Raw genomic sequence first — 20,321 nt, forward strand, 5'->3', positions numbered from 1 at the left:
CATCGCCGCCGCGGCGCGCGAGGACGGCCGCCACGTCCGCGGCGTCGACATGACGGGTCTGGCGCAGAAGGGCGGCGCCGTGGTCTCCGACGTGCGCATCACCGATGGCGCCGTCGAGCAGTCGGGGCTGGTGCCCGCCGGCGCCGCCGACCTGCTGCTCGCCTGCGACGGCCTGACGTCCGCCGATCCCGCGAACCTCGCCGTGATCGGGGCGTCCCGCACCACCGCCGTGGTCTCGTCGACGTCGACGCCCACCGGCGTGATGTGCACCGACGTCCGCGCCGAGCGTCCCGACGGCGTGGCGCTGGCCGGGGCGATCGGCCGCTCCGCCGCCCGTGCCGTCACCGCCGATGCGGCGGCCGTGGCCCGCGGTCTCTTTGGCGACGCCACCGTGCAGACCACCCTGCTGCTCGGCGCGGCGGTGCAGGCCGGTGCCCTGCCCATCTCCCCCGCCGCCGTGGAAAACGCGCTGCGCTCCAACGGCATCGCCGTCGGGGCCAACATCCAGGCCTTCCGCCGCGGCCGCCAGCTCGTCGCCGCACCGGAGGCCGTGGCCGCGGCGCTGCGGAACGCGACTCCGGGGGCCTCCCGGGACACGTCGTCCGGTGCCGCCACCGACGCGGCCGGCGCGCCCGCCTGGTCCCTGCGCCTCGTCGACGACGTCCTGGGTTCCCCGGTCGAGGGCGGCCTGCCCGTGGAGCTGCCGTCCGATCTGCGCCATTCGATCGCCCTGCGCGTCGCGGAGCTCCGGGCCTGGGGCGACGAATCCGATGCACGCGGCTACCTCGACGACCTCGCGGTGCTCGCCGGCGCCGAGCGGGCGATCGCCCCGCGCGGAACCACCCTGCTGCGCGCCGCGGCGTTCGGGCTCCACAAGCTCACCGCGTACAAGGACGAGTACGAGGTCGCCCGCCTCGCCCTGGACACCGGTTTCCTCGACGGGGTCGCCGGCGAATACGGCGACGGCGCAGACGTGGCGTTCCTGCTGCACCCGCCGTTCCTGCGGGCGCTGGGCATGGACCGGAAGCTCCGCATGGGTGCGGCGGCCCGCCCCGCGCTGCGTGCGCTGACGAAGGCCAAGCGCCTGCGCGGCACCGCACTCGACCCCTTCGGGCGCACCTCCGCCCGACGCTTCGAGCGTGAACTCCGCGATGCCTATCGCACCCGGCTGCTCGGCTTCGCGGCCGAAATGAACGGGGAGGCCGACGACGTCGCCAAGCAGAAGCTGCTTTCCGACGCCACCGCCCTGGCCGCCCTCGCCGACTCCGTGCGGGGTTACGAGGACGTCAAGGAGCGTTCCGCGGCGCCGCTGCTGGCGGCGCTGGGCATGACCGCCGAGGGATGGCCGGAGAAGCCGGAGTAGCCCGACCAGGCGGGAAGGGCCCGCCGCCACCGTAAATGGGGGCGGTGGGGTCGCCCGGGCGGACCTAGTGTCGGAAGCATGTGGTCGGTGAACGTCGATGCGGGCGCAGTGGCCCCCGGAGGCGCAATCGAGGCCGGTCCATAGGATGGATGCCATGAGCCCACGGGTGCCCAAGCTGCGCAGGCCCGATTCGACCGTCGAGGCCGGCATGCTCCGGGCCGCCACCCTGGCCATGGCCTGCGCGTGGCCGCTGTGGTTGATCGAGCGGATCCTGTTCAGCTACCCGGACTCGGCATGGTCCGAGCATTGGTTCCCGTCCGTGACGGCGGCGATCTTCGCATCCTCCATCGTGTTGATGTTCGTGGCGTGGATGACCGGGCGCAGTTCGACGATGATCCTGGCCAACCGCATCGCGGGGTGCTCGGTGCCGATGGCGATGGTCCTGGTCTTCATCGCCGTCGCGCAGGGCGACGTGGGCCCGCAATCCGCGGTGTGGTTCACCGGATTCGCCGGCGTGCCCGCCGTGGCGTTCGCCCTGACGGTTCCCCTGAGGCTGGGCCTCCCCTGGTTCGTGTTCACCGTCGGCGGCGTCACCATCACCAACGCCGTGCTGCAGGGCCGGACGGAATGGGACGAGCTCGTCGGCGACGTCGGATTCGCGCTGATCAACACGTTCGCCTTCGTCGTCTTCGCCGCCGCCGCGATCCGCGTATCGCGGGTCACCGACTCGTTCGAGGCTCGAGCGCGGCTCGATCATGCCCGCGCCGCGACGCTGCGGGCCAGGAACAAGGAGATGACCAGGTTCACGGCGCTGGTCCACGATCACGTGCTCTCCGAATTGGCCGCGATCTCCGGCGGCCTGAAGCCTTCGGGCACCGTCGATCTGCGATTCGGATCGGGGCTCGCGGAATCGAGCGCCGTCGGCGCCGACCGGCTCATCGACATGGTCGCCGAATGCGTCCATCGCGAAACCCCCGACTGCGACGTCATCGTCGGCAGAAGGGAGGTCCGGAGCGGGATGGAGTTCCCCGAACCGATGGTCGCCAACCTCATCCTGTCGCTGGCGGAGGCGGCGCGCAATTCCGCGAAGCACGCCGGACCGGGCGCGCGGCGGCGCTGCACCGTCGACGTCGCCGACTCGGCCGTTCGGGTGACGTACGCCGACGACGGTGCCGGATTCAGCGTCGATGACGTAGCCGACACGCGCGCGGGGCTGCGGATTTCGATCCTCGGCCGCATGGCCTCGGTGGAGGGCGGTTCCGCGAAGGTCGAGTCCGTGCCGGGCACCGGAACCGAGGTGATCCTGTCGTGGGTCGGCGAAGAACCGGACTCCGAACCCGCCCCCTTGCCCGTCGGCTCCGACGAAGAGCCGGTCACGTCGATCCTCGGCATGAACGTGGTCTATTCATGGCAGTTCGGGGCCATGATCGTGTTGGTGATGGCGTTGATCAACTACTCGGGCGGGAACTTCTTCGGGTGGGCGGAGCTGGCGTGCCTCGGTTTGATCACCGTGGGCGTCGTCCTGCTGATGCCCGGTGACCGGCCGAAGTTGCCCCGTGCGCGCACGGTCGGTTTGATCGTCGTCGCTGCGTCGGTGGCCGCGGTCGGCCAATGGAAGACGGTCATCGATGTGGTGTGGAACTGGGATCGCCTGATCTTCCTCAACATGATGGTATTGCTTGCGTCCCTCGTCGCCATCCGCGGGCGCCCGGGCGGGGCTTTCCTCATGGTGGGATCGGCGGCGGTGGTCGTGGAGGTGCTCCGATACGCGGGCGTCTCCCCCGCCCCCGAGGTCACCGCGGCCACCGTGCTCAGCTTCTCGATCCTCGTGGCCGCGGCCGGTTTGGTGAACTGGGGCGTCCGGTACTTCTTCCGGCGGCTTCCGCAGGCGAGGATCGACCAGATGGCGGCTGCGGCGGATGCGGCCTCCGCCGTGGAGCAGAAGGAACGCCGCCGGGACAATCTGACGTGGCTGGAGCGCGAAATCCGCCCCGTCATCGACGCGGCCCGCGTCCTGGACCCGGCCACGGAGCGCCTGCGCCTCCGGGCGCGGCTGACGGAGTTGCGGTTGCGCGACGTCCTGCGCTCCCCGCTTCTCGACGTCCCGGCGCTCAGCGCCGCGATTTGGGATGCGCGCGCGAGGGGCGTGGAAGTCCGTTTGCTCGACGACCGGACCGGGTGGAAGCGCACCGGCGACCACGTGGAAGATGGCGACGACGGTGACGTTGCGGACTCCGGCGACTCCGGCGACACCGGCGATGCCGCCGACGGTCGCGACTTCGGCGGTGATGGCGTGGACGGACCCCGCGCGGTGGAATCGAACCTGGGCGCCATGATCGAGGCCCTCGATGGGGCCGCCGAGGGAGAAACCGTGACCATCCGTTTGTCGCCTCCCCACCGCGACGTCTTCGCCACCATTTCCAACGAATCGGGCGTCGCCCGGCTGACCGCGGGCGGCGTCCGAGTCTGACCGCCGTCGGGGGCACCGCATGCCCCCGCCGTAACGTTCCCCGCGTCACGAACGTGGCCGCCCGTTGGGGCTAACGGTGTGGAAGTGCCGTGACCTGCGGGGTAAGTTTGGAAGCGTGAGCCAGAAGCCGCGCCGAATCGCCGCCATCGATGACCATGAGCTGTCGTTGCGGGGTTTGGCGGCCATCGTCGGCGCAGCCGACGACATCGAGTTGGTGGGCGTCTACCCGACGGTCCCCCAGCTCCTCGACTCGCTGGCCGACGCCGATCGGCTCGATCTCGTGGTGCTCGACCTCCGGTTGGGAGACGATTCGCAGCCGGAGGACAATGTCACGGCGCTGGCGGCAATCACCGACAACGTGATCATCCTGTCGTCCCTGGAGAGCCCTTACCTGGTGCGTCGAGCCCTCAAAGCCGACGTCTTGGGAATGGTGCAGAAATCGGAATCGCCGGAGACGATTCTCGAGGCCATCCGGGAGGCGTCCCTGGGCCGCGGCGTGCCCACCACGGAATGGGCCGCGGTGATCGATTCGGACCCGCACATCGACTCGGTCGGTCTGTCGGATCGCCAGCGTGAAGTGCTGGAACTCTACGCATCCGGCGAGCCGGCGAAGCGGGTCGCGCGGCTCACGGGACTGGCCCAGGACACCGTCAACGACTACCTGGGCCGGATCCGGCTGAAGTACGCGGCCGCCGGCCGTCCGGCTCCGACCAAGGCGGACCTGTTTCGCCGTGCCCAGGAAGACGGCTTCTTGCCCGGTCCCACCGATCCCGAGTAGCCGTGGACGGAGGATGGGGCGAAACCCCGTTGCGGGCGGCGGTTTCGGCTGCGCCACTCGATCATCGCTTCGGATGAATTCGGGGCTGGACAACGGGTGCCCCATAAGTGGTGTCTCGCAAAAGGCCCCGCGTGGGCTTCTAATGGTTGGGTACCCGTCATATCTTGACCCAGGAGCACTACGCCATGACGACCGTCCTCGACACCAGCGGTGCCGCTCTCCACGTGGATTCACTCCTCACCACCCGTGAAGCCCAGGTTCTCGATGCGTGGCTCAATGCCCCGAGCAAGGCCGAAGCCGCCGCAAAGCTGCGGTTGACGGAAAACACGGTGCGCACCCACATCCGCCGTATCCGGGCGAAGTACACCAGCCTCGGCTACGACGTGTCCACGAAGGGGCAGCTCATGGAGCGCGTCATCCTGGACGGGCTGCTCTAGCCAAGCGACGCGAGGGTCCGGCCCACGCAATCGGTCCGCGGCGTGAAAGGGCTTCCGAGCGAAAGACCCTCGTCACCTACAGCTACGCCAATTCGACGATCTCCATGTATTCGTCGTTCCACAGGTCCTCGGTGCCGTCGGGAAGCACGATCACCCGCTCCGGCTCGAGGGCTTCGACGGCTCCGGGGTCGTGCGTGACCAGCACGACGGCGCCCGTGTAGGTCCGCAGCGCGTCCAGCACCTGTTCGCGGGACTGCGGGTCGAGGTTGTTGGTCGGCTCGTCGAGAAGCAGCACGTTGGCCCGGGAGGACACCAGGGCCGCCAGGGCCAGGCGCGTCTTCTCGCCGCCCGACAGCGTGCCCGCAGGCTGATCGAGCTGCACGCCCGAGAACATGAAGGCGCCCAGCAGGCCGCGCAGCTCCTGCTCGTCGACGTCGGGGCACGCGTCGACGGTGTTCTGCCACACGGACTTGTCCGGGTCGATGGTGTCGTGCTCCTGGGCGAAGTAGCCCACCTTCAGGCCGTGGCCGGAGACGATGCCGCCTTCGCCGTCGGTGCGCTCGACTCCCGCCAGCAGCTTGAGCAAGGTCGTCTTGCCCGCGCCGTTGAAGCCGAGGACGACCACGCGCGAACCCTTGTCGATGGCCAGGTCGACGCCGGCGAAGACCTCCAGCGAGCCGTACATCTTGGTCAGGCCCTTGGCGTTCATCGGCGTCTTGCCGCAGGCGGCGGGCTCAGGGAAGGAAATGTGGGCGACCTTGTCGGCGACGCGGACCTCGTCGAGGTCCCCCATCATGCGCTCGGCGCGGGCGACCATCTGCTTCGCGGCGCGGGCCTTGGTGGCCTTCGCGCCCAGCTTGTCGGCCTGCTTCTTCAGCTGCGAGGCCTTCTTCTCGGCGTTGGCGCGCTCGCGGCGGCGGCGGGCCTCGTCGGTCGCGCGGGCGTCGAGGTACTTGGACCAGCCCATGTTGTAGACGTCGGCCTCGGCGCGCACGGCGTCGAGGAACCAGACCTTGTTGCACACGTCGCCCAGCAGCTCGACGTCGTGGCTGATCATGATCAGGCCGCCCTCGTGCTTGGACAGGAATCCGCGCAGCCAGGTGATGGAGTCGGCGTCGAGGTGGTTCGTGGGCTCGTCGAGAAGCAGGGTCGTCGCGGACTTGCCGGCGCCGGCCGAGGCCGCGAACAGAATCTGGGCGAGCTCGACGCGGCGGCGCTGGCCGCCGGACAGCGTCTTCAGTTGCTGGTCGAGGACCCGCTCCTCCAGCCCCAGCGCGTCGCAGATGCGGGCGGCTTCAGCGTCGGCCTCGTAGCCGCCGAGGTCGTGGTAGCGCTCCTCGAGCCTCGAGTACTTCCGGATCGCGGCGTCGCGCTTGCCGTCGGACTCGGAGGTCTCCATGATCTCCTGCTGGCGCTCCATGTTGCGGCGGATGGAGTCCAGGCCGCGGGCCGACAGCACGCGGTCGCGCGCGGTCTGCTCGATGTTGCCCTCGCGGCTGTCCTGCGGCAGGTAGCCGATGTCGCCCGAGCGGATGACCTTGCCGCCGTACGGCTCCCCCTCGCCCGCCAGGATGCGCATCGTGGTGGTCTTGCCGGCGCCGTTGCGGCCGACGAGGCCGATGCGGTCGCCCGGCTGGACGCGCAGCAGCTCGCCCGGGGCATCCAGGAGGGTGCGGGCTCCGACGCGGACTTCGAGGTCATGGGTGACGATCACGTCGCGCCACCCTACCAGCCGCTTTGCCCCGTCCCGGCATCGGTCGAGGGCGGTCCGCGGCGCCGGATATGGTGGGCGCATGAGTTCGCGTTTCCGCGCCGTGGTCCTGGGCCTCGGCCCCGCCGGCCGCATCGCCGCGCATCGAGCCGCCGCACGCGGGTGGGACGTCCTCGCCCTCGACCCGGCGGGCGGGTCCATGCCGTCGACGGTGGGCGCGTGGGCGCATCAGCTCCCCGGCTGGCTGCCCGCCGACGCCGTCGCGTCGCGCTTCCGGCCCACGGTGATCACCTCCGACGGTCGGCGGCGGGTGCTTGACGACGCCTACGTGGTGCTCGACACGGCGCGGCTGTCGGAGCTCGGCGGGTTCGAGGTGCGACGTGAGGCCGGTTTGGGCGGCGGCCGAGCGACGTACATGTCCTGGAACGATGACCGGGACCAGAACGTCGGTCCAGTCGCCCGGTTGAAGGAAGCGATCGGGCGTCTCCGGGAGCTGGTCACCACGGATCCGAGTCAGGGGCCGTCGGTGTCCATCGACCATGAGCATTACCACTCTTCGGACGATGAAATCCCCGATGGTTTCGTCGACCCCAACGGCGTGGGCGGTTCCTTCGCCGCATGGACGAGTCCCGACATCCTCGTCGACGCGGCCGGGGCGGCCCCGGACGCCGCGGTGCTCGAGGCCAGGCAGCTCGCCTTCGGCCATGTGTTCCGCGAAGCGGACCTCCCGGATACCGTGCGGGTGCCCGTGCTCATGGACTTCACCGTGCCCGGCGGCGCAAATGCCGACCGTGAGGGCGACGACGACCACGGGGAGTTTCCGGCCACCTTCTCGTACCGTCTGCCGCTCGGCGACGGCACCTGGCTGATCGAGGAGACGATTCTCGCCGCCCGCGCCTCCTCCGACGCCGATGACCCCCGCCGGGCCGGCCTGCACGCGCACCTGCGGCGAATGCAGTCGCATCGGCTGACCGAGCTCGGGGTCGATCTTGCGGCGGCGATCTCCGACGAGATCGTCGACTTCCCCATGGGCCCGTGGCGGCTGCCGGACAATCGGCCACGAACCCCGTTGCACGAAGCGCTCGAATTGGTGCCGGTGCCGGGCCGCTCCACCATCTCGCTCGACCTGTCTTTCCTGGCCCGCCCCGTCGGCGGGGCGGGTACCCCGGGCTACGGGCACTTCGGCGCCGGCGGAGGCTGGATGCACCCCGCCACCGGCTACTCCGTCGGTGCGGTGCTCGCCGACGTCGACCGATTCCTCGACCGCCTCGCGGCACGCGGCGACGCTTCCCCGCCCGGCGGCCGGATGCTGGCGTGGCTGCACAGGAGGGGCCTGCACGTGATCCTCGGCTTCGACGCCGACCGGACCCGCGAGTTCTTCGACGCGTTCTTCACGCTGCCGGACCGCGCCATCCGCGAGTACCTCACGGGCACGTCGACGCCCAAGACGATGGCGGTCATGGCCCGGATCGCCGTCCCGCTCGCCCGGAGGAGCCCGGCGACGCTGCTCCGGCTGCTCACCACCTTCGCCGACGGCAAGCCGGTCGACGGTTAGGCGGTTTCCCGCCGAAGTTCTCCCGCCGTCCCGCGTCGGCCGTCGCGGCCCCCGCCGAACCACGACGACCCCGAACCGGCCTCCACGTTCCCCGGGCTGCGCGACACCGTCGCAAAGCAATCGCCGAAAGCCCGGGGCGCCGCGGCCCGAGGCATATGATCGGGGAATGACCGCATCCCTCGACGCGAAGGGCCCGCAGGGCCATCCGGGGCAGCTGCAACGCACCCTGCGCGCGCGACACCTGAACATGATCGCCATCGGCGGGGCCATCGGCACCGGCCTCTTCGTCGCCTCGGGTGCGACCATCTCCGAAGCGGGGCCGGGCGGCGCGCTCGTCGCGTACGCGCTCATCGGCTTCATGGTGTGGCTGGTGATGCAGTCCCTCGGCGAAATGGCCGCCTACCTGCCGGTCGCCGGATCCTTCCAGGAGTACGGCACGCGGTACGTCTCCCCCAGCTTCGGCTTCGCGCTCGGCTGGAACTATTGGTTCAACTGGGCCATCACCGTCGCCGCCGAGCTCGTCGCCGCGGCGCTGGTCATGCGCTACTGGTTCCCCGACGTGCCCGCGATCGTCTGGTCGGCCGGCTTCCTGTTGCTGTTGTTCCTGCTCAACGCGCTATCCGCCCGGGCTTTCGGCGAAGGCGAATTCTGGTTCGCCGCCATCAAGGTGATCACCGTCGTCGTGTTCCTCATCATCGGCGTGGCCATGATCTTCGGCATCATGGGCGGCACCTCCCCCGGCGTGCAGAACTGGACCACCGGCGAGGCTCCCTTCGTCGGCGGCGGCATGGGCATCCTCGCGGTGTTCATCGTCGCCGGGTATTCGTTCCAGGGCACCGAGCTCGTCGGCGTCGCGGCCGGCGAGGCGGAGCATCCGGAAAAGACGATCCCCAAGGCGATCCGCACCATCTTCTGGCGGATCCTGCTGTTCTACATCGGCGCCATCGCCGTCATCGGCTTCCTGATCCCCTACACCGACCCGAGCCTGCTCAACGCCTCCGAGGACAACATCGCCGTGTCCCCGTTCACCCTCGTCTTCGACCGGGCGGGCATCGCCATCGCCGCGGGCCTGATGAACGCGGTGATCCTGACCTCGGTGCTGTCGGCCGGAAACTCCGGCCTCTACGCCTCGACCCGCATGCTGTACTCGCTGGCCCGCATGGGGCAGGCGCCGCGATTCTTCGGCAAGTTGTCCAACCACGACGTGCCCATGCGCGCTCTGGTGGCCACGGCGTCGATCGGCATGTTCGGGTTCCTCACGTCCATCGTCGGCGACGGTGCGGCCTACACCTTCCTGCTCACCCTGTCGGCGCTGGCCGGGTTCCTCACGTGGATCGGCATCTCCTACAGCCACTACCACTTCCGCAAGGCGCTCACGGCGCAGGGTGTCCCGCTGACCTCGCTGCCGTACAAGGCGCCGTTCTTCCCCGCCGGAGCGGTCATCGCGCTGCTCATGTGCTTCGGCGTCGTCATCGGCCAGGCCTACGGGCCGATCACCACCGGCGAAAACCTCTTCGCCATCCTCTCGCCGTACCTGGGCATCCCGGTGTTCCTGGCACTGTGGTTCGGGCACAAGCGCGTCACCGGATCGAAGGCGGTCAAGCCCGAGGAAGCGGACCTGTCGCGCGAGTAGCCGAAACGAAAAACCGTCCCGCCCAGTCCACGATCCCCCTCCGAGGAGGCGGAATCGGACTGGGCGGGACGGCTTCATCGACGGCCCCGGGACAGCTTGCGCCGGGACCGGGATCGCTTACACCGAGAAGCCGAGCGCGCGCATCTGCTCGCGGCCGTCCTCGGTGATCATGTGCGGGCCCCACGGCGGGGACCAGACCCAGTTGAGCTGCATCTCGGTGATTTGCGGGTGATCCAGCACCAGCGTCTCCGTCTGGTCGAACAGCATGTCCGTCAGCGGGCACGCGGGCGACGTCAGCGTCATGTTGATGACGGCCTTCGACTTGCCCTCGATCCAGATGTCGTACACCAGGCCCAGATCGACGACGTTGACGCCGAGCTCGGGGTCGACGACGTCGTACATGCGGTCCTCGACCTCGATGACCAGCTGCTCCTGCTCGGGGGTCTGCTCGGGGCGCGGCGGAACCTCGTAGGTGCTGCCGTCGAGGCCCGGGGCCGGGTTCTCGCCGTTCTCGGCGGTCTCGGGCTGCGGGGCAGCGCCGGTCTCCGGGGTCTCCGGAGCGTCGGTCTCGGGGATGTTCGTCTCGGTCATCGGTTCACTTCCTTGTCTCCGGGGTTGTCGGTGCCGGCGTCGGGGGCGTCGGAGCCGGTCAGCGCGTCGGCGGTGGCCGCCTGGAACGCCTTCCAGCCCAGCAGTGCGCACTTGACGCGGGCGGGGTACTTGGCCACGCCGGAGAAGGCGATGCCGTCCCCGATGAGGTCCTCGTCGCCCTCTTCCTTGCCGCGCGAGGTGATCATGCGCTCGAACTCGGCGAGCTTGGCCATGGCCTCGTCGACGGGTTTGCCCACGATCTCCTCGGCCATGACGGACGTCGACGCCTGCGAGATCGAGCAGCCCACGGCGTCGTAGGACACGTCCTCGACGGTGGTGCCGTCGTCGGAAAGCCGGACGCGCAGCGTCAGCTCGTCGCCGCACGACGGGTTGACGTGGTGGACTTCCGCGTCGAACGGATCGCGCAGCCCGCTGTGCTGGGGGTGCTTGTAGTGGTCCAGGATCACTTCCTGGTACATCGACTCCAGCTTCACTCCCGGCTCCTTTCCTTTGCGGCCAGTTCGTGGCCGATCTTCCTTGCTTTGCGACGCCCGCGTTCCCGGGGCATCACGCGCCGAAGAACTCCTTCGCGTCGCGGATGGCGTCCGCGAGGGCGTCGACTTCCTCCAGCGTGTTGTACAGGTAGAACGATGCGCGCGCGGTGGACTGCACGCCGAGGGCGCGGTGCACCGGCCACGCGCAGTGGTGGCCGACGCGGATGCACACGCCCCGGTCGTCGAGGACCTGCCCCAGGTCATGGGGGTGGATGCCCTCGACCTGGAAGGAGATCGCCGCGCCGCGGTTTTCGGCGGTGTCCGGGCCGATGATGGTGACGCCGTCGATCTTCTTCAGCGCGTCCAGCGCCGCGACGGTGAGCTCGTGCTCGTGCGCCGCGATCGCGTCCATGCCGACGGCCGACAAGTACTTCACCGCCGCGCCGAGCCCGACGACCTGGCTGGTCATCATGGTGCCGGCCTCGAACCGCTGCGGCGGCGCCGCGAACGTCGTCTCCTCCATGGTGACGACCTCGATCATCGATCCGCCCGTGAGGAACGGCGGCAGCGTCTCGAGCAGCTCGGGGCGTCCCCACAGCGCGCCGACCCCGGAGGGGCCGAGCATCTTGTGGCCGGAGAAGGCGAGGAAATCCACGCCCAGCTCCGTCACGTCGATGGGCATGTGCGGCACCGACTGGCAGGCGTCGAGGACGGTCAGCGCGCCGACCGCCTTGGCCCGGCGGACCATCTCGGGGACGTCGGCGACGGCGCCGGTCACGTTCGACTGGTGGGTGAAGGCCACGACCTTGACGGACTCGTCGAGCTCGAGCGAATCGAGGTCGATGCGGCCGTCCGGGGTGACCCCGTACCACTTCAGCGTCGCGCCGGTGCGCCGCGCCAGCTCCTGCCACGGCACGAGGTTGGCGTGGTGCTCCAGCTCGGTGACGACGATGACGTCGCCCTCGCCGATACGGTGCTCCCCCGCGCGCTCGTCGCCGAGCGAGAAGGCCACCAGGTTCAGCGCCTCCGTGGCGTTCTTGGTGAACACCAGCTCGTCGTAGCCCGCGCCGATGAACGACGCGATGGCCTCGCGCGCGTCCTCGTAGGCGTCGGTGGCCTCCTCCGCCAACTGGTACGCGCCGCGGTGCACGGGTGCGTTGTGCTGGGTGATGAAGTCCACCTCGGCCTCGATGACCTGGCGGGGGCGCTGCGACGTCGCCCCGGAATCCAGGTACGTCAGGCGGCGCCCGTCGCGCACGGAACGCGACAGGATGGGGAAATCACCGCGGAGCGAGCGATCAAGCATTGACGAACCGCTCGTAGCCGTGCTCCTCCAGCTCGTCGGCCAGCTCGGGGCCGCCGGACTGCACGATGCGGCCGTCGGCGAAGACGTGCACGTGGTCGGGGCGCACGTAGTTCAGGATGCGCTTGTAGTGGGTGATGATGAGGATGCCGCCGTCGTTTTCGTCTTGGTAGCGGTTGATGCCGTCGGAGACGACGCGCAGGGCGTCGACATCCAGGCCGGAGTCGGTCTCGTCGAGGACCGCGAACTTCGGCTTCAGCAGGTCGAGCTGCAGGATCTCGTGGCGCTTCTTCTCGCCGCCGGAGAAGCCCTCGTTGACCGAGCGCTCGGAGAACGACGGGTCGATCTCGAGGTCGGTCATGGCCTCGCGGACCTCCTTGACCCAGTGGCGCAGCTTCGGGGCCTCGCCGCGCACGGCGGTGGCGGCGGTGCGCAGGAAGTTGGACATGGAGACGCCGGTGACCTCGGTCGGGTACTGCATGGCCAGGAACAGGCCGGCGCGGGCGCGTTCGTCGACCTCCATCTCCAGGACGTTCTCGCCGTCCAGGAGGATTTCGCCCTCGGTGACCTCGTAGCGCGGGTGGCCCGCGATGGTGTAGCTCAGGGTCGACTTCCCGGAGCCGTTGGGGCCCATTACGGCGTGGGTCTCGCCCGACTTGATGGTCAGGTTCACGCCCTTGAGGATCGGCTTCGGCTCGCCGGCCTCGTCGGTCGGCAGAACCTGCGCGTGGAGATTGCGGATTTCCAGGGTGCTCATGGGATGGGCTGTCCTTTTCGTTTCGTCTTCGTCGCTGTTCGCGTCTGTGTGGGGTGTGGCTCGGGGCCGGGGCGGCTAGAAGCCGCCGGTTTCGAGCTCGTGGTCGATGAGCGCGATGAGGCGCTCCCGGATCGACTCCACGGGGATCAGGTTGATGACCTCGTTGAAGAATCCGCGGACGACGAGGCGGCGGGCCACGTCCTCCGGGATGCCCCGCGACAGCAGGTAGAACAGCTGGTCATCGTCGAAACGGCCCACCGTTGCGGCGTGGCCGGCGCCGGCGATCTCGCCGGTCTCGATCTCCAGGTTGGGCACCGCGTCGGCGCGGGCGCCCTCGGTGAGCAGGAGATTGCGATTGAGCTCGTAGGTGTCGGTGCCGGAAGCCTCGGCGCGGATGAGCACGTCGCCCACCCACGCGGTGCGGGCATCGGTCTTGCCGGAGCCCGGCTCGCCCTGGAGCGCGCCCTTGTACATGACGTTGGAGCGGCAGTTCGGCACGGCGTGGTCGACGAGCAGGCGCTGCTCGAAGTACTGGCCGGCGTCGGCGAAGTAGACGCCGAGCAGCTCGGCGTCGCCGCCGGGGGCGTTGAACTTCACGCGCGGGACGACGCGGACCACGTCGCCGCCGAAGGTGGCCACGGAGTGGCGCAGGACCGAGTCGCGGCCCAGCGAGGCGTGGTGGCCGGACAGGTGCACGGCACCTTCGTCCCAGTTGGCGAGGCTGACGACGGCCAGTCGGCCGGCGTCGCCGACGACGAACTCGACGTTGTCGGCGTGGACGCCCGTGCCGCGGTAGTCGAGGATGACGACCGCCTCGGCCTGCTCGCGCACGTCGATGACGATGTGGCCGTAGGAGACGTTGCCCTCTCCCGGGCCGTCGACCGTGACGGTGACGGGTCCGGCGGACACGGCGCCCTTGCCGAAGGTGACCACGGTCGCCTGCTCGAAAGACGAGTAGGCCTGCGCGGCGACGCGATCGGTGGGCGTGCCGGCGCGGCCGAGGCGCTCGTCGTCGCGGCCCACGGTCTCGACGGTGACGCCCTCGGCGTCCGCGCCCTCCACCGTGATGGAGGCGGCGACGGGGTCGCCGGCGGTGCCGTCGTGGAGGCCCGCGAGGCGGCGCAGCGGGGTGAAGCGCCACTCCTCGTCGCGGCCGCGGGGGACCGTGAAGTCCTCGACGTCGAAGGAGGCGAAAACGTCGCCCTTGTTGGCCAGCACCCGGCGCTTATGCTCGGACTGGCCCTCGTTGGTGATAACGCTGGTCATTGGATTAACCGACCGAACCTTCCATCTGCAGTTCAATGAGGCGGTTGAGCTCGAGGGCGTACTCCATCGGGAGCTCCTTGGCGATGGGCTCGACGAAGCCGCGGACGACCATGGCCATGGCCTCCTCTTCCTCGATGCCGCGGCTCATCAGGTAGAAGAGCTGGTCATCGGAGACCTTGGAGACGGTGGCCTCGTGGCCGAGCGTGACGTCGTCCTCGCGCACGTCGACGTACGGGTACGTGTCCGAGCGGGAGATCGTGTCCACCAGCAGCGCGTCGCACTCGACGTTGGAGTGGGAGTGCTTGGCGCCCTTGTTGACCTGCACCAGGCCACGGTAGGCGGCGCGGCCGCCGCCGCGGGCGACGGACTTGGACACGATGTTCGACGACGTGTGCGGCGCCATGTGCACCATCTTCGCGCCGGTGTCCTGGAACTGGCCCTCGCCGGCCATGGCGACGGACAGAACCTCGCCGCGGGCGTGGGGGCCGGTCATCCAGACGGCCGGGTATTTCATGGTGACCTTGGAACCGATGTTGCCGTCGATCCACTCCATGGTCGCGCCCTCTTCGGCCTTGGCTCGCTTGGTGACCAGGTTGTAGACGTTGTTCGACCAGTTCTGGATCGTCGTGTAGCGGCAACGGCCGCCCTTCTTCACGATGATCTCGACGACCGCCGAGTGCAGCGAGTCCGACTTGTAGATCGGCGCGGTGCAGCCCTCGACGTAGTGGACGTAGGCGTCCTCGTCGACGATGATCAGCGTGCGCTCGAACTGGCCCATGTTCTCCGTGTTGATGCGGAAGTAGGCCTGCAGCGGGATGTCCACGTGGACGCCCTTGGGCACGTAGATGAACGAGCCGCCGGACCACACGGCCGTGTTGAGCGCGGAGAACTTGTTGTCGCCGGCCGGGATGACGGAGCCGAAGTACTCGTGAAAGATCTCCGGGTGCTCCTTGAGCGCGGTGTCCGTATCCAGGAAGATGACGCCCTGCTCCTCCAGGTCCTCGCGGATCTGGTGGTAGACGACCTCGGACTCGTACTGCGCGGCGACGCCGGCGACGAGGCGCTGCTTCTCCGCCTCCGGGATGCCGAGCTTGTCGTAAGTGTCCTTGATGTCCTGCGGGAGATCCTCCCACGTCTGCGCCTGCTTCTCGGTGGAGCGGACGAAGTACTTGATGTTGTCGAAGTCGATGGTCGACAGGTCCGCGCCCCACGTGGGCATGGGCTTCTTGTCGAAGATCTCGAGGGCCTTGAGACGCGTGTTCAGCATCCACTCGGACTCGTTCTTCTTCGCGGAGATGTCGCGGACGACGGCCTCCGACAAGCCGCGCTCGGCGGCGGCGCCGGCGGCGTCGGAATCGTGCCAGCCGTACTGGTAGGCGCCGATCGAGTCGATGATTTCCTCGTCGGTTTGCGGTGCCTGCACCTTCGCGGATTCGTTCTGGGCGAGGGTCATTGTCCGCTCCTTTCTGCTGGTGCGTGGGTAGTGACTGGGGTCAGGGGGATGTTCGTCGTGCAAATCCCGTTGCCGTCGGCGATGGTCGCCAGCGGCTGGGTGTGCTGCCCCAGCAGATTACTGACCGCCTCATGTTCGGCGGCGCACAGCTGGGGGAAGTCCTGCGCGACATGGCTGATCGGGCAATGGTGGTGGCAGATCTGGACGCTGCCGGTCGTCTCGCTGACCGTCGCCGCGTAACCGTGGCGGCGGAAAGCGGTGACGACCGCCCCGACGACGTCGTCGAGGTCGGTTTCTCCGCCCACCGGCTCGATGCCGGCGAGGATCTCGGCGACCCGCCGCCGCGCGAACGCGGAAACGGCGGCGTCTCCCCCGGCGTCGCGCAGTGCGTCGAGCGCCGCGGCGGCCAGGGAATCGTAGGCGTGCCCGAACTTGGCCCGTCCTTCGTCGGTGAGACGGAAGGACTTGGCGGGCCGTCCGCGTCCGCGGGGGCCGGTCGACGGCGCGGGGGCCGTTTCGGCGAGGCCTTCGTCGACGAGAATGTCCAGGTGCCGGCGCACTCCGGCGGCCGACAGTCCCAGCTCGTCGGCGATGGTGCCCGCCGAGGCCGGATTGTGTTCGAGCAGCGCGAGCAGGATCCTGCGGCGCGTGTCTCCGTCGCCACCCTTGATGGGCGCATCGTCGTTGGCCATGCCGCTGGTTCACCTCCCGTGTGTTGCGGGGCGGGCGATCGCTTCTGCCCGGCCCGTGAGTGGGTCCGCACCCGGTGGCTTCCGGGTATTAGACAACACGAGTGTTCCGTAAATCGCACCAGATGTCCAACGCCCCCGCCCGGCGTGTCCCGCACCAGCGATGATGGCCGCACCGATCGAATGAACAATGTTCGATCCGGTCGTTTGATAGTCGGATTGCTCGCCCGCGATCGCGGCGGCGGGCCCTCTCCCGGCCGCGGCCGACATCGCTTCTGCGCCACGCCGAACCGGGCCCCGTGCGCCAACGGTTAGACTCTACCCGTGCCAGAGACTCCCCTTCGCGGCGGCTCCGCCCGCTGGATCATCGACGCGTTGCCGCGCATCGGCCGCGCCGGTTCGCGGTCGGCCTCGCTGCACCGCGGCGTCGAGTCTCCACTGGCTTTCCGCGTCGATCACCGGGAACTGCGCCGCTTCACGTGGCTGCGGTGGCTCGGCACGCTCGGCGCGATCCTCGTGATGGTCGGCGGCGTCGGCGCGGGCGCCACGCCGGTGGTCGGCAACATGTTCTGGCAGACGTCCATCGGGTCGATGCTCGGCCGGATGCTCATTTCCACGACGATCGTCACGTTCACCGGAATCGGGATGCTCATCGTCGCCTGGCTCGGCGTCGGCGCATTCGTCGCGGCGGGCGCCCGCACCAGGGTGTCGTCGGTGGATACGGGCATGCTCGTTCGCACGTTCGCGGGGTGGGTCATCCCCCTCATCTTCACCGCCCCGCTGTTCACCCAGGACATCTATTCCTATCTCGCCCAGGGCGCGGTCGTGGATCGCGGCATGGACCCGTATGCAGCCGGCCCCGTCGAACTCCTCGGCGCGGAGGACCCGCTGGCCCGATCGGTGCCGTTGATCTGGTCGAACTCCCCCAGCCCCTACGGTCCAACGGCGATGATCGGCGCGTGGGCCATTTCGGCCGCCACCGGCGACGCGGTGCTGCCGTCGGTGTTCCTGCACCGGATCGTGGCGGTCATCTCGCTGTACGTCGTCGCGTGGGCGCTGGTGCGACTGGCGCTGCGGTGCGGCGTCAGCCCACAGTTCGCGCTGTGGCTCGGCGTGCTCAATCCCCTGACCCTGCTGCATCTGGTCGGCGGCGTGCACAACGAGGCCCTGCTTCTCGCACTGCTCCTGTCCGGCCTGGAGCTGTGCCTGGTCGCGCTGCACGGCAAACCGATCCCGGGAACGCCCGACCAGCCCGTCGAACCCCGCGCACCCGCACTGTCCCGCAGGGGGTGGCTCCTGTTCGCGGGCGGCGTCGCTCTCATCTCGTTGGCGGGCATGGTCAAGGTGACGGGTTTCGTCGCCCTCGGTTTCGTCGGCATGGCGCTGGCCCGGCGCTTCGGCTTCACGACGTTCTCCGTGGTCCGCGCAGCCGCCTGCACCGCCGCATTCGCCGCGGTCACCATCGTTTCCGTGTGCCTGGCCTCCGGCCTCGGTTTCGGGTGGATCACCAGCCAGGGCGGCGCCGCGACGGTGCGGTCGTGGATGTCGCTGCCCACCTTGCTGGGCATCGCCGCCGGTTTCGCGGGCCGCGTGTTGGGCATCGGCGACGTTTCCGAAGCGGCGCTCGCGCTGACCCGGGGCCTGGGCATCCTGCTCGCGGTCGCCTGGCTGCTGCGCATGCTGTGGGCGACGTTCCGCGGCCGCATCCACCCGCTCGGCGGCTACGGGCTGGCCATGTTCGCCCTGGTGCTGCTCTTCCCGGTGGTCCATCCCTGGTATCTGCTGTGGGCGCTCGTGCCGCTGTCGGGCTGGGCGAACCGGTCCCAGTTCCGGTGGGCCGTCGTCGCCTACTCGGCGGTGTTCAGCCTCACCGTCCTGCCCCGCGGGCTGGGTCTGCCGCCGGGCACGGTCGTGCAGATCTATCTCGGTTCCGTGGCCGCCTTCGCCGTCGTCATGGCCGTGGTCTTCGCGGTGTCGTGGCGCACGAAGGTGTTCCGGTTGCGCTGATCGGGCACCGGGGCGAGCCCCGGCCGGTCCGGCCCTCGGGGCGCTCGCCTAGTATGAGCTTTCGTGACCAGGAACATCGACTCCCCGGCGCTGGAGCTGACCGGCGTGACCAAGCGCTTCGGCGACGTCACCGCCGTCGACGGGCTGGATCTTTCCCTCCGGCGCGGCCGCGTCCTCGCCCTGCTCGGGCCCAACGGCGCCGGCAAGACGACCACCGTCGAGATGTGCGAGGGCTTCGTGCGCCCGGATGGCGGCGAGGTCCGCGTGCTGGGTCTCGATCCGATGCGGGACACGGACGAGCTGCGCTCGCGAATCGGCATCATGCTGCAGGGCGGCGGGGCGTATCCGGGCGTCCGGGTCGGCGAAATGGTCGAGCTCGTGGCGTCGTACTCCGCCGATCCGTTGGACGTGGATTGGCTTCTCGACGTCGTCGGCCTGTCCCGTCACCGACGCACCTCGTATCGCAGGCTGTCCGGTGGCCAGCAGCAGCGGCTGTCGCTGGCGTGCGCTTTGGTGGGGCGGCCGGAGCTGGTGTTCCTGGATGAACCCACGGCCGGCCTCGACGCGCAGTCGCGGCTGGCGGTGTGGGATCTGGTCAATTCGCTGCGGCGCGACGGCGTCACGGTCGTGCTCACCACCCACTTGATGGACGAGGCCGAAGCCCTGGCCGACGACGTGCTGATCATCGATCGCGGCCGCGCCGTCGCCTCTGGCACGACGGCCGACATCACGGCCGGCACCTCGACGCAGGCCGCGGTCCTCGAAGTCGATCGGGCCATCGACGCCGAATCTCTGGCAGCGCATTTGCGCGGAGCCGGCGGCGACGGACCGGAGATCGCGGTGGAGTCCACCGGCCCAAATCGCTACCGGGTCACCGGCGCCGCCAGTCCCCGCGGGATCGCCGCGATGACCGGTTGGTGCGCCGACCACGACGTCCTGGTCTCCGAATTGCGCGTGGCCAGGCGAAGCCTCGAGGACGTGTTCCTCGACATCACCGGCCGAGAGATGAGGAACTGACATGGCCCCCACGACCCGGTTCCCGGAGGGCACCTTCGCCCCCGCCCCGAAGCGCGCGCCGATGGGCCGCGTGCTGGCTTCCCAGACCAAGCTGGAATCGACGCTGATTTGGCGCCACGGCGAGCAGATGCTGCTGACCATGATCATCCCGTTGGCGATGCTCGTCGGCTTCACCCTGGTGCCGGTGCTCGGCCGCGAGGATCCGATCATCACGGTGTTTCCCATGGTGCTCGCCGTGGCGACCATGTCGTCGGGTTTCACCGGCCAGGCGATCGCCGTCGGCTTCGACCGCAGGTACGGCGCGCTCAAACGCATCGGCGCTTCCGCGCTGCCGAAATGGGGGATCATCGCGGGCAAGGCGGCTGCCGTGGCGATCATGGTCACGGCGCAGTTCCTCATCTTCTCCGCGGCCGCGCTCGCGCTCGGCTACCGCGCGCCCGTCACCGCGTTCCTCCTGGCCTACGTGGTCACGATGATCGGCACGACCGCCTTCACCTCGATGGGACTGCTCATGGGCGGCACTCTGGGCGCGGAGCTGATCCTCGGGCTGGCCAATCTGATCTGGTTCATCCTGCTCGGCGCGGCCACGTTCGTCGCCGTCGGGCCGGAGCTCGGCGACGGCGCACGGATGGCCCTGTCGGTGCTGCCGTCGGTGGCGCTCACCGAGTCTCTGATAGCCGCCTTCGACGGCCGTTTGGCCTGGTTCCCGCTCGCGATCCTCGTCGCCTGGGGCGCCGTGTGCGCCATCGCGGCGACACGTCTGTTCAGGTTCGAGGCCAAGGGGGATTAGCGAACCC

At 69.4% G+C, this 20,321-nt stretch carries 17 protein-coding genes; 9 read left to right on the top strand and 8 right to left on the bottom strand.

Annotation, left to right across the window (positions count from 1 at the left end):
- The 4 genes from GX015_RS08245 to GX015_RS08260 all read left to right on the top strand — a co-directional run.
- A partial coding sequence (locus GX015_RS08245) for a DUF6537 domain-containing protein (protein WP_291344264.1) occupies positions 1-1,363 on the top strand: 1,363 nt, incomplete at its 5' end.
- A 154-nt stretch (positions 1,364-1,517) separates the two neighbouring features.
- Entirely contained in the window at positions 1,518-3,833 is a 2,316-nt protein-coding gene (locus GX015_RS08250) for an ATP-binding protein (protein WP_291344265.1), read from the top strand.
- A 115-nt stretch (positions 3,834-3,948) separates the two neighbouring features.
- A complete protein-coding gene (locus GX015_RS08255) occupies positions 3,949-4,611 on the top strand; it encodes a response regulator (RefSeq protein WP_291344267.1) in 663 nt (220 codons plus the stop codon).
- Positions 4,612-4,775: 164 nt separating this feature from the next.
- A complete protein-coding gene (locus tag GX015_RS08260; RefSeq protein WP_291344268.1) occupies positions 4,776-5,048 on the top strand; it encodes a LuxR C-terminal-related transcriptional regulator in 273 nt (90 codons plus the stop codon).
- A gap of 82 nt (positions 5,049-5,130) precedes the next feature.
- On the opposite strand, the gene GX015_RS08265 is transcribed toward GX015_RS08260, so the two are convergent.
- A complete protein-coding gene (locus GX015_RS08265; protein WP_291344270.1) occupies positions 5,131-6,762 on the bottom strand; it encodes an ABC-F family ATP-binding cassette domain-containing protein in 1,632 nt (543 codons plus the stop codon).
- 79 nt (positions 6,763-6,841) lie between these two features.
- Here GX015_RS08265 and GX015_RS08270 point away from each other — a divergent pair, with 79 nt between their 5' ends.
- Both GX015_RS08270 and GX015_RS08275 read left to right on the top strand, forming a co-directional pair.
- Positions 6,842-8,314 (top strand): lycopene cyclase family protein, encoded by a 1,473-nt coding sequence (locus GX015_RS08270; RefSeq protein ID WP_291344271.1) that lies wholly within the window; start codon positions 6,842-6,844, stop codon positions 8,312-8,314.
- 166 nt (positions 8,315-8,480) lie between these two features.
- Positions 8,481-9,947 carry an amino acid permease gene (locus GX015_RS08275; protein WP_291344273.1) on the top strand — a complete coding sequence of 489 codons (1,467 nt, stop codon included), beginning with the start codon at positions 8,481-8,483 and terminating at the stop codon, positions 9,945-9,947.
- 117 nt (positions 9,948-10,064) lie between these two features.
- On the opposite strand, the gene GX015_RS08280 is transcribed toward GX015_RS08275, so the two are convergent.
- The 7 genes from GX015_RS08280 to GX015_RS08310 form a co-directional block, all read right to left on the bottom strand.
- Entirely contained in the window at positions 10,065-10,538 is a 474-nt protein-coding gene (locus GX015_RS08280) for a metal-sulfur cluster assembly factor (RefSeq protein WP_291344274.1), read from the bottom strand.
- Entirely contained in the window at positions 10,535-11,032 is a 498-nt protein-coding gene (gene sufU, locus GX015_RS08285; protein WP_155870698.1) for a Fe-S cluster assembly sulfur transfer protein SufU, read from the bottom strand. The genes GX015_RS08280 and sufU overlap by 4 nt, the downstream gene beginning before the upstream one ends.
- A gap of 73 nt (positions 11,033-11,105) precedes the next feature.
- On the bottom strand, positions 11,106-12,338 hold the full coding sequence (locus GX015_RS08290; protein WP_291344277.1) for a cysteine desulfurase: 1,233 nt from the start codon (positions 12,336-12,338) through the stop codon (positions 11,106-11,108).
- Positions 12,331-13,092, bottom strand: coding sequence for a Fe-S cluster assembly ATPase SufC (gene sufC, locus GX015_RS08295; RefSeq protein WP_102211894.1), 762 nt, complete (start codon positions 13,090-13,092; stop codon positions 12,331-12,333). The genes GX015_RS08290 and sufC overlap by 8 nt, the downstream gene beginning before the upstream one ends.
- Before the next feature lie 75 nt (positions 13,093-13,167).
- The gene (gene sufD, locus GX015_RS08300; protein ID WP_291344279.1) at positions 13,168-14,358 is read right to left on the bottom strand and encodes a Fe-S cluster assembly protein SufD; all 1,191 of its coding nucleotides are present in this window, start codon (positions 14,356-14,358) and stop codon (positions 13,168-13,170) included.
- 4 nt (positions 14,359-14,362) lie between these two features.
- Positions 14,363-15,811: a Fe-S cluster assembly protein SufB gene (sufB, locus tag GX015_RS08305; RefSeq protein WP_046650947.1), complete on the bottom strand. Its 1,449-nt coding sequence runs from the start codon at positions 15,809-15,811 to the stop codon at positions 14,363-14,365.
- Positions 15,808-16,503, bottom strand: coding sequence for a metalloregulator ArsR/SmtB family transcription factor (locus tag GX015_RS08310; RefSeq protein ID WP_291344281.1), 696 nt, complete (start codon positions 16,501-16,503; stop codon positions 15,808-15,810). The genes sufB and GX015_RS08310 overlap by 4 nt, the downstream gene beginning before the upstream one ends.
- Before the next feature lie 321 nt (positions 16,504-16,824).
- Between GX015_RS08310 and mptB the strand changes: the two genes are divergently transcribed.
- The 3 genes from mptB (at position 16,825) to GX015_RS08325 (ending at position 20,314) form a co-directional block, all read left to right on the top strand.
- Complete coding sequence (mptB, locus tag GX015_RS08315) at positions 16,825-18,507, top strand: polyprenol phosphomannose-dependent alpha 1,6 mannosyltransferase MptB (RefSeq protein ID WP_291344283.1); 1,683 nt, start codon at positions 16,825-16,827, stop codon at positions 18,505-18,507.
- A gap of 63 nt (positions 18,508-18,570) precedes the next feature.
- The gene (locus GX015_RS08320) at positions 18,571-19,524 is read left to right on the top strand and encodes an ABC transporter ATP-binding protein (RefSeq protein WP_291344284.1); all 954 of its coding nucleotides are present in this window, start codon (positions 18,571-18,573) and stop codon (positions 19,522-19,524) included.
- A gap of 1 nt (position 19,525) precedes the next feature.
- Complete coding sequence (locus tag GX015_RS08325; RefSeq protein ID WP_291344285.1) at positions 19,526-20,314, top strand: ABC transporter permease; 789 nt, start codon at positions 19,526-19,528, stop codon at positions 20,312-20,314.
- Positions 20,315-20,321: the final 7 nt, after the last annotated feature.

Source organism: Corynebacterium sp. (assembly GCF_012837295.1).
Taxonomy (GTDB): Bacteria; Actinomycetota; Actinomycetes; order Mycobacteriales; family Mycobacteriaceae; genus Corynebacterium.

What these genes read in the sequence shown, in the direction of transcription:
- GX015_RS08250 (WP_291344265.1), top strand. Translation starts at nt 1,518, where the DNA reads ATGAGCCCACGGGTGCCCAAGCTGCGCAGGCCCGATTCGACCGTCGAG.
- GX015_RS08270 (WP_291344271.1), top strand. Translation starts at nt 6,842, where the DNA reads ATGAGTTCGCGTTTCCGCGCCGTGGTCCTGGGCCTCGGCCCCGCCGGC.
- GX015_RS08275 (WP_291344273.1), top strand. Translation starts at nt 8,481, where the DNA reads ATGACCGCATCCCTCGACGCGAAGGGCCCGCAGGGCCATCCGGGGCAG.
- GX015_RS08280 (WP_291344274.1), bottom strand. Translation starts at nt 10,538, where the DNA reads ATGACCGAGACGAACATCCCCGAGACCGACGCTCCGGAGACCCCGGAG.
- GX015_RS08290 (WP_291344277.1), bottom strand. Translation starts at nt 12,338, where the DNA reads ATGCTTGATCGCTCGCTCCGCGGTGATTTCCCCATCCTGTCGCGTTCC.
- sufC (WP_102211894.1), bottom strand. Translation starts at nt 13,092, where the DNA reads ATGAGCACCCTGGAAATCCGCAATCTCCACGCGCAGGTTCTGCCGACC.
- sufD (WP_291344279.1), bottom strand. Translation starts at nt 14,358, where the DNA reads ATGACCAGCGTTATCACCAACGAGGGCCAGTCCGAGCATAAGCGCCGG.
- sufB (WP_046650947.1), bottom strand. Translation starts at nt 15,811, where the DNA reads ATGACCCTCGCCCAGAACGAATCCGCGAAGGTGCAGGCACCGCAAACC.
- GX015_RS08310 (WP_291344281.1), bottom strand. Translation starts at nt 16,503, where the DNA reads ATGGCCAACGACGATGCGCCCATCAAGGGTGGCGACGGAGACACGCGC.
- GX015_RS08325 (WP_291344285.1), top strand. Translation starts at nt 19,526, where the DNA reads ATGGCCCCCACGACCCGGTTCCCGGAGGGCACCTTCGCCCCCGCCCCG.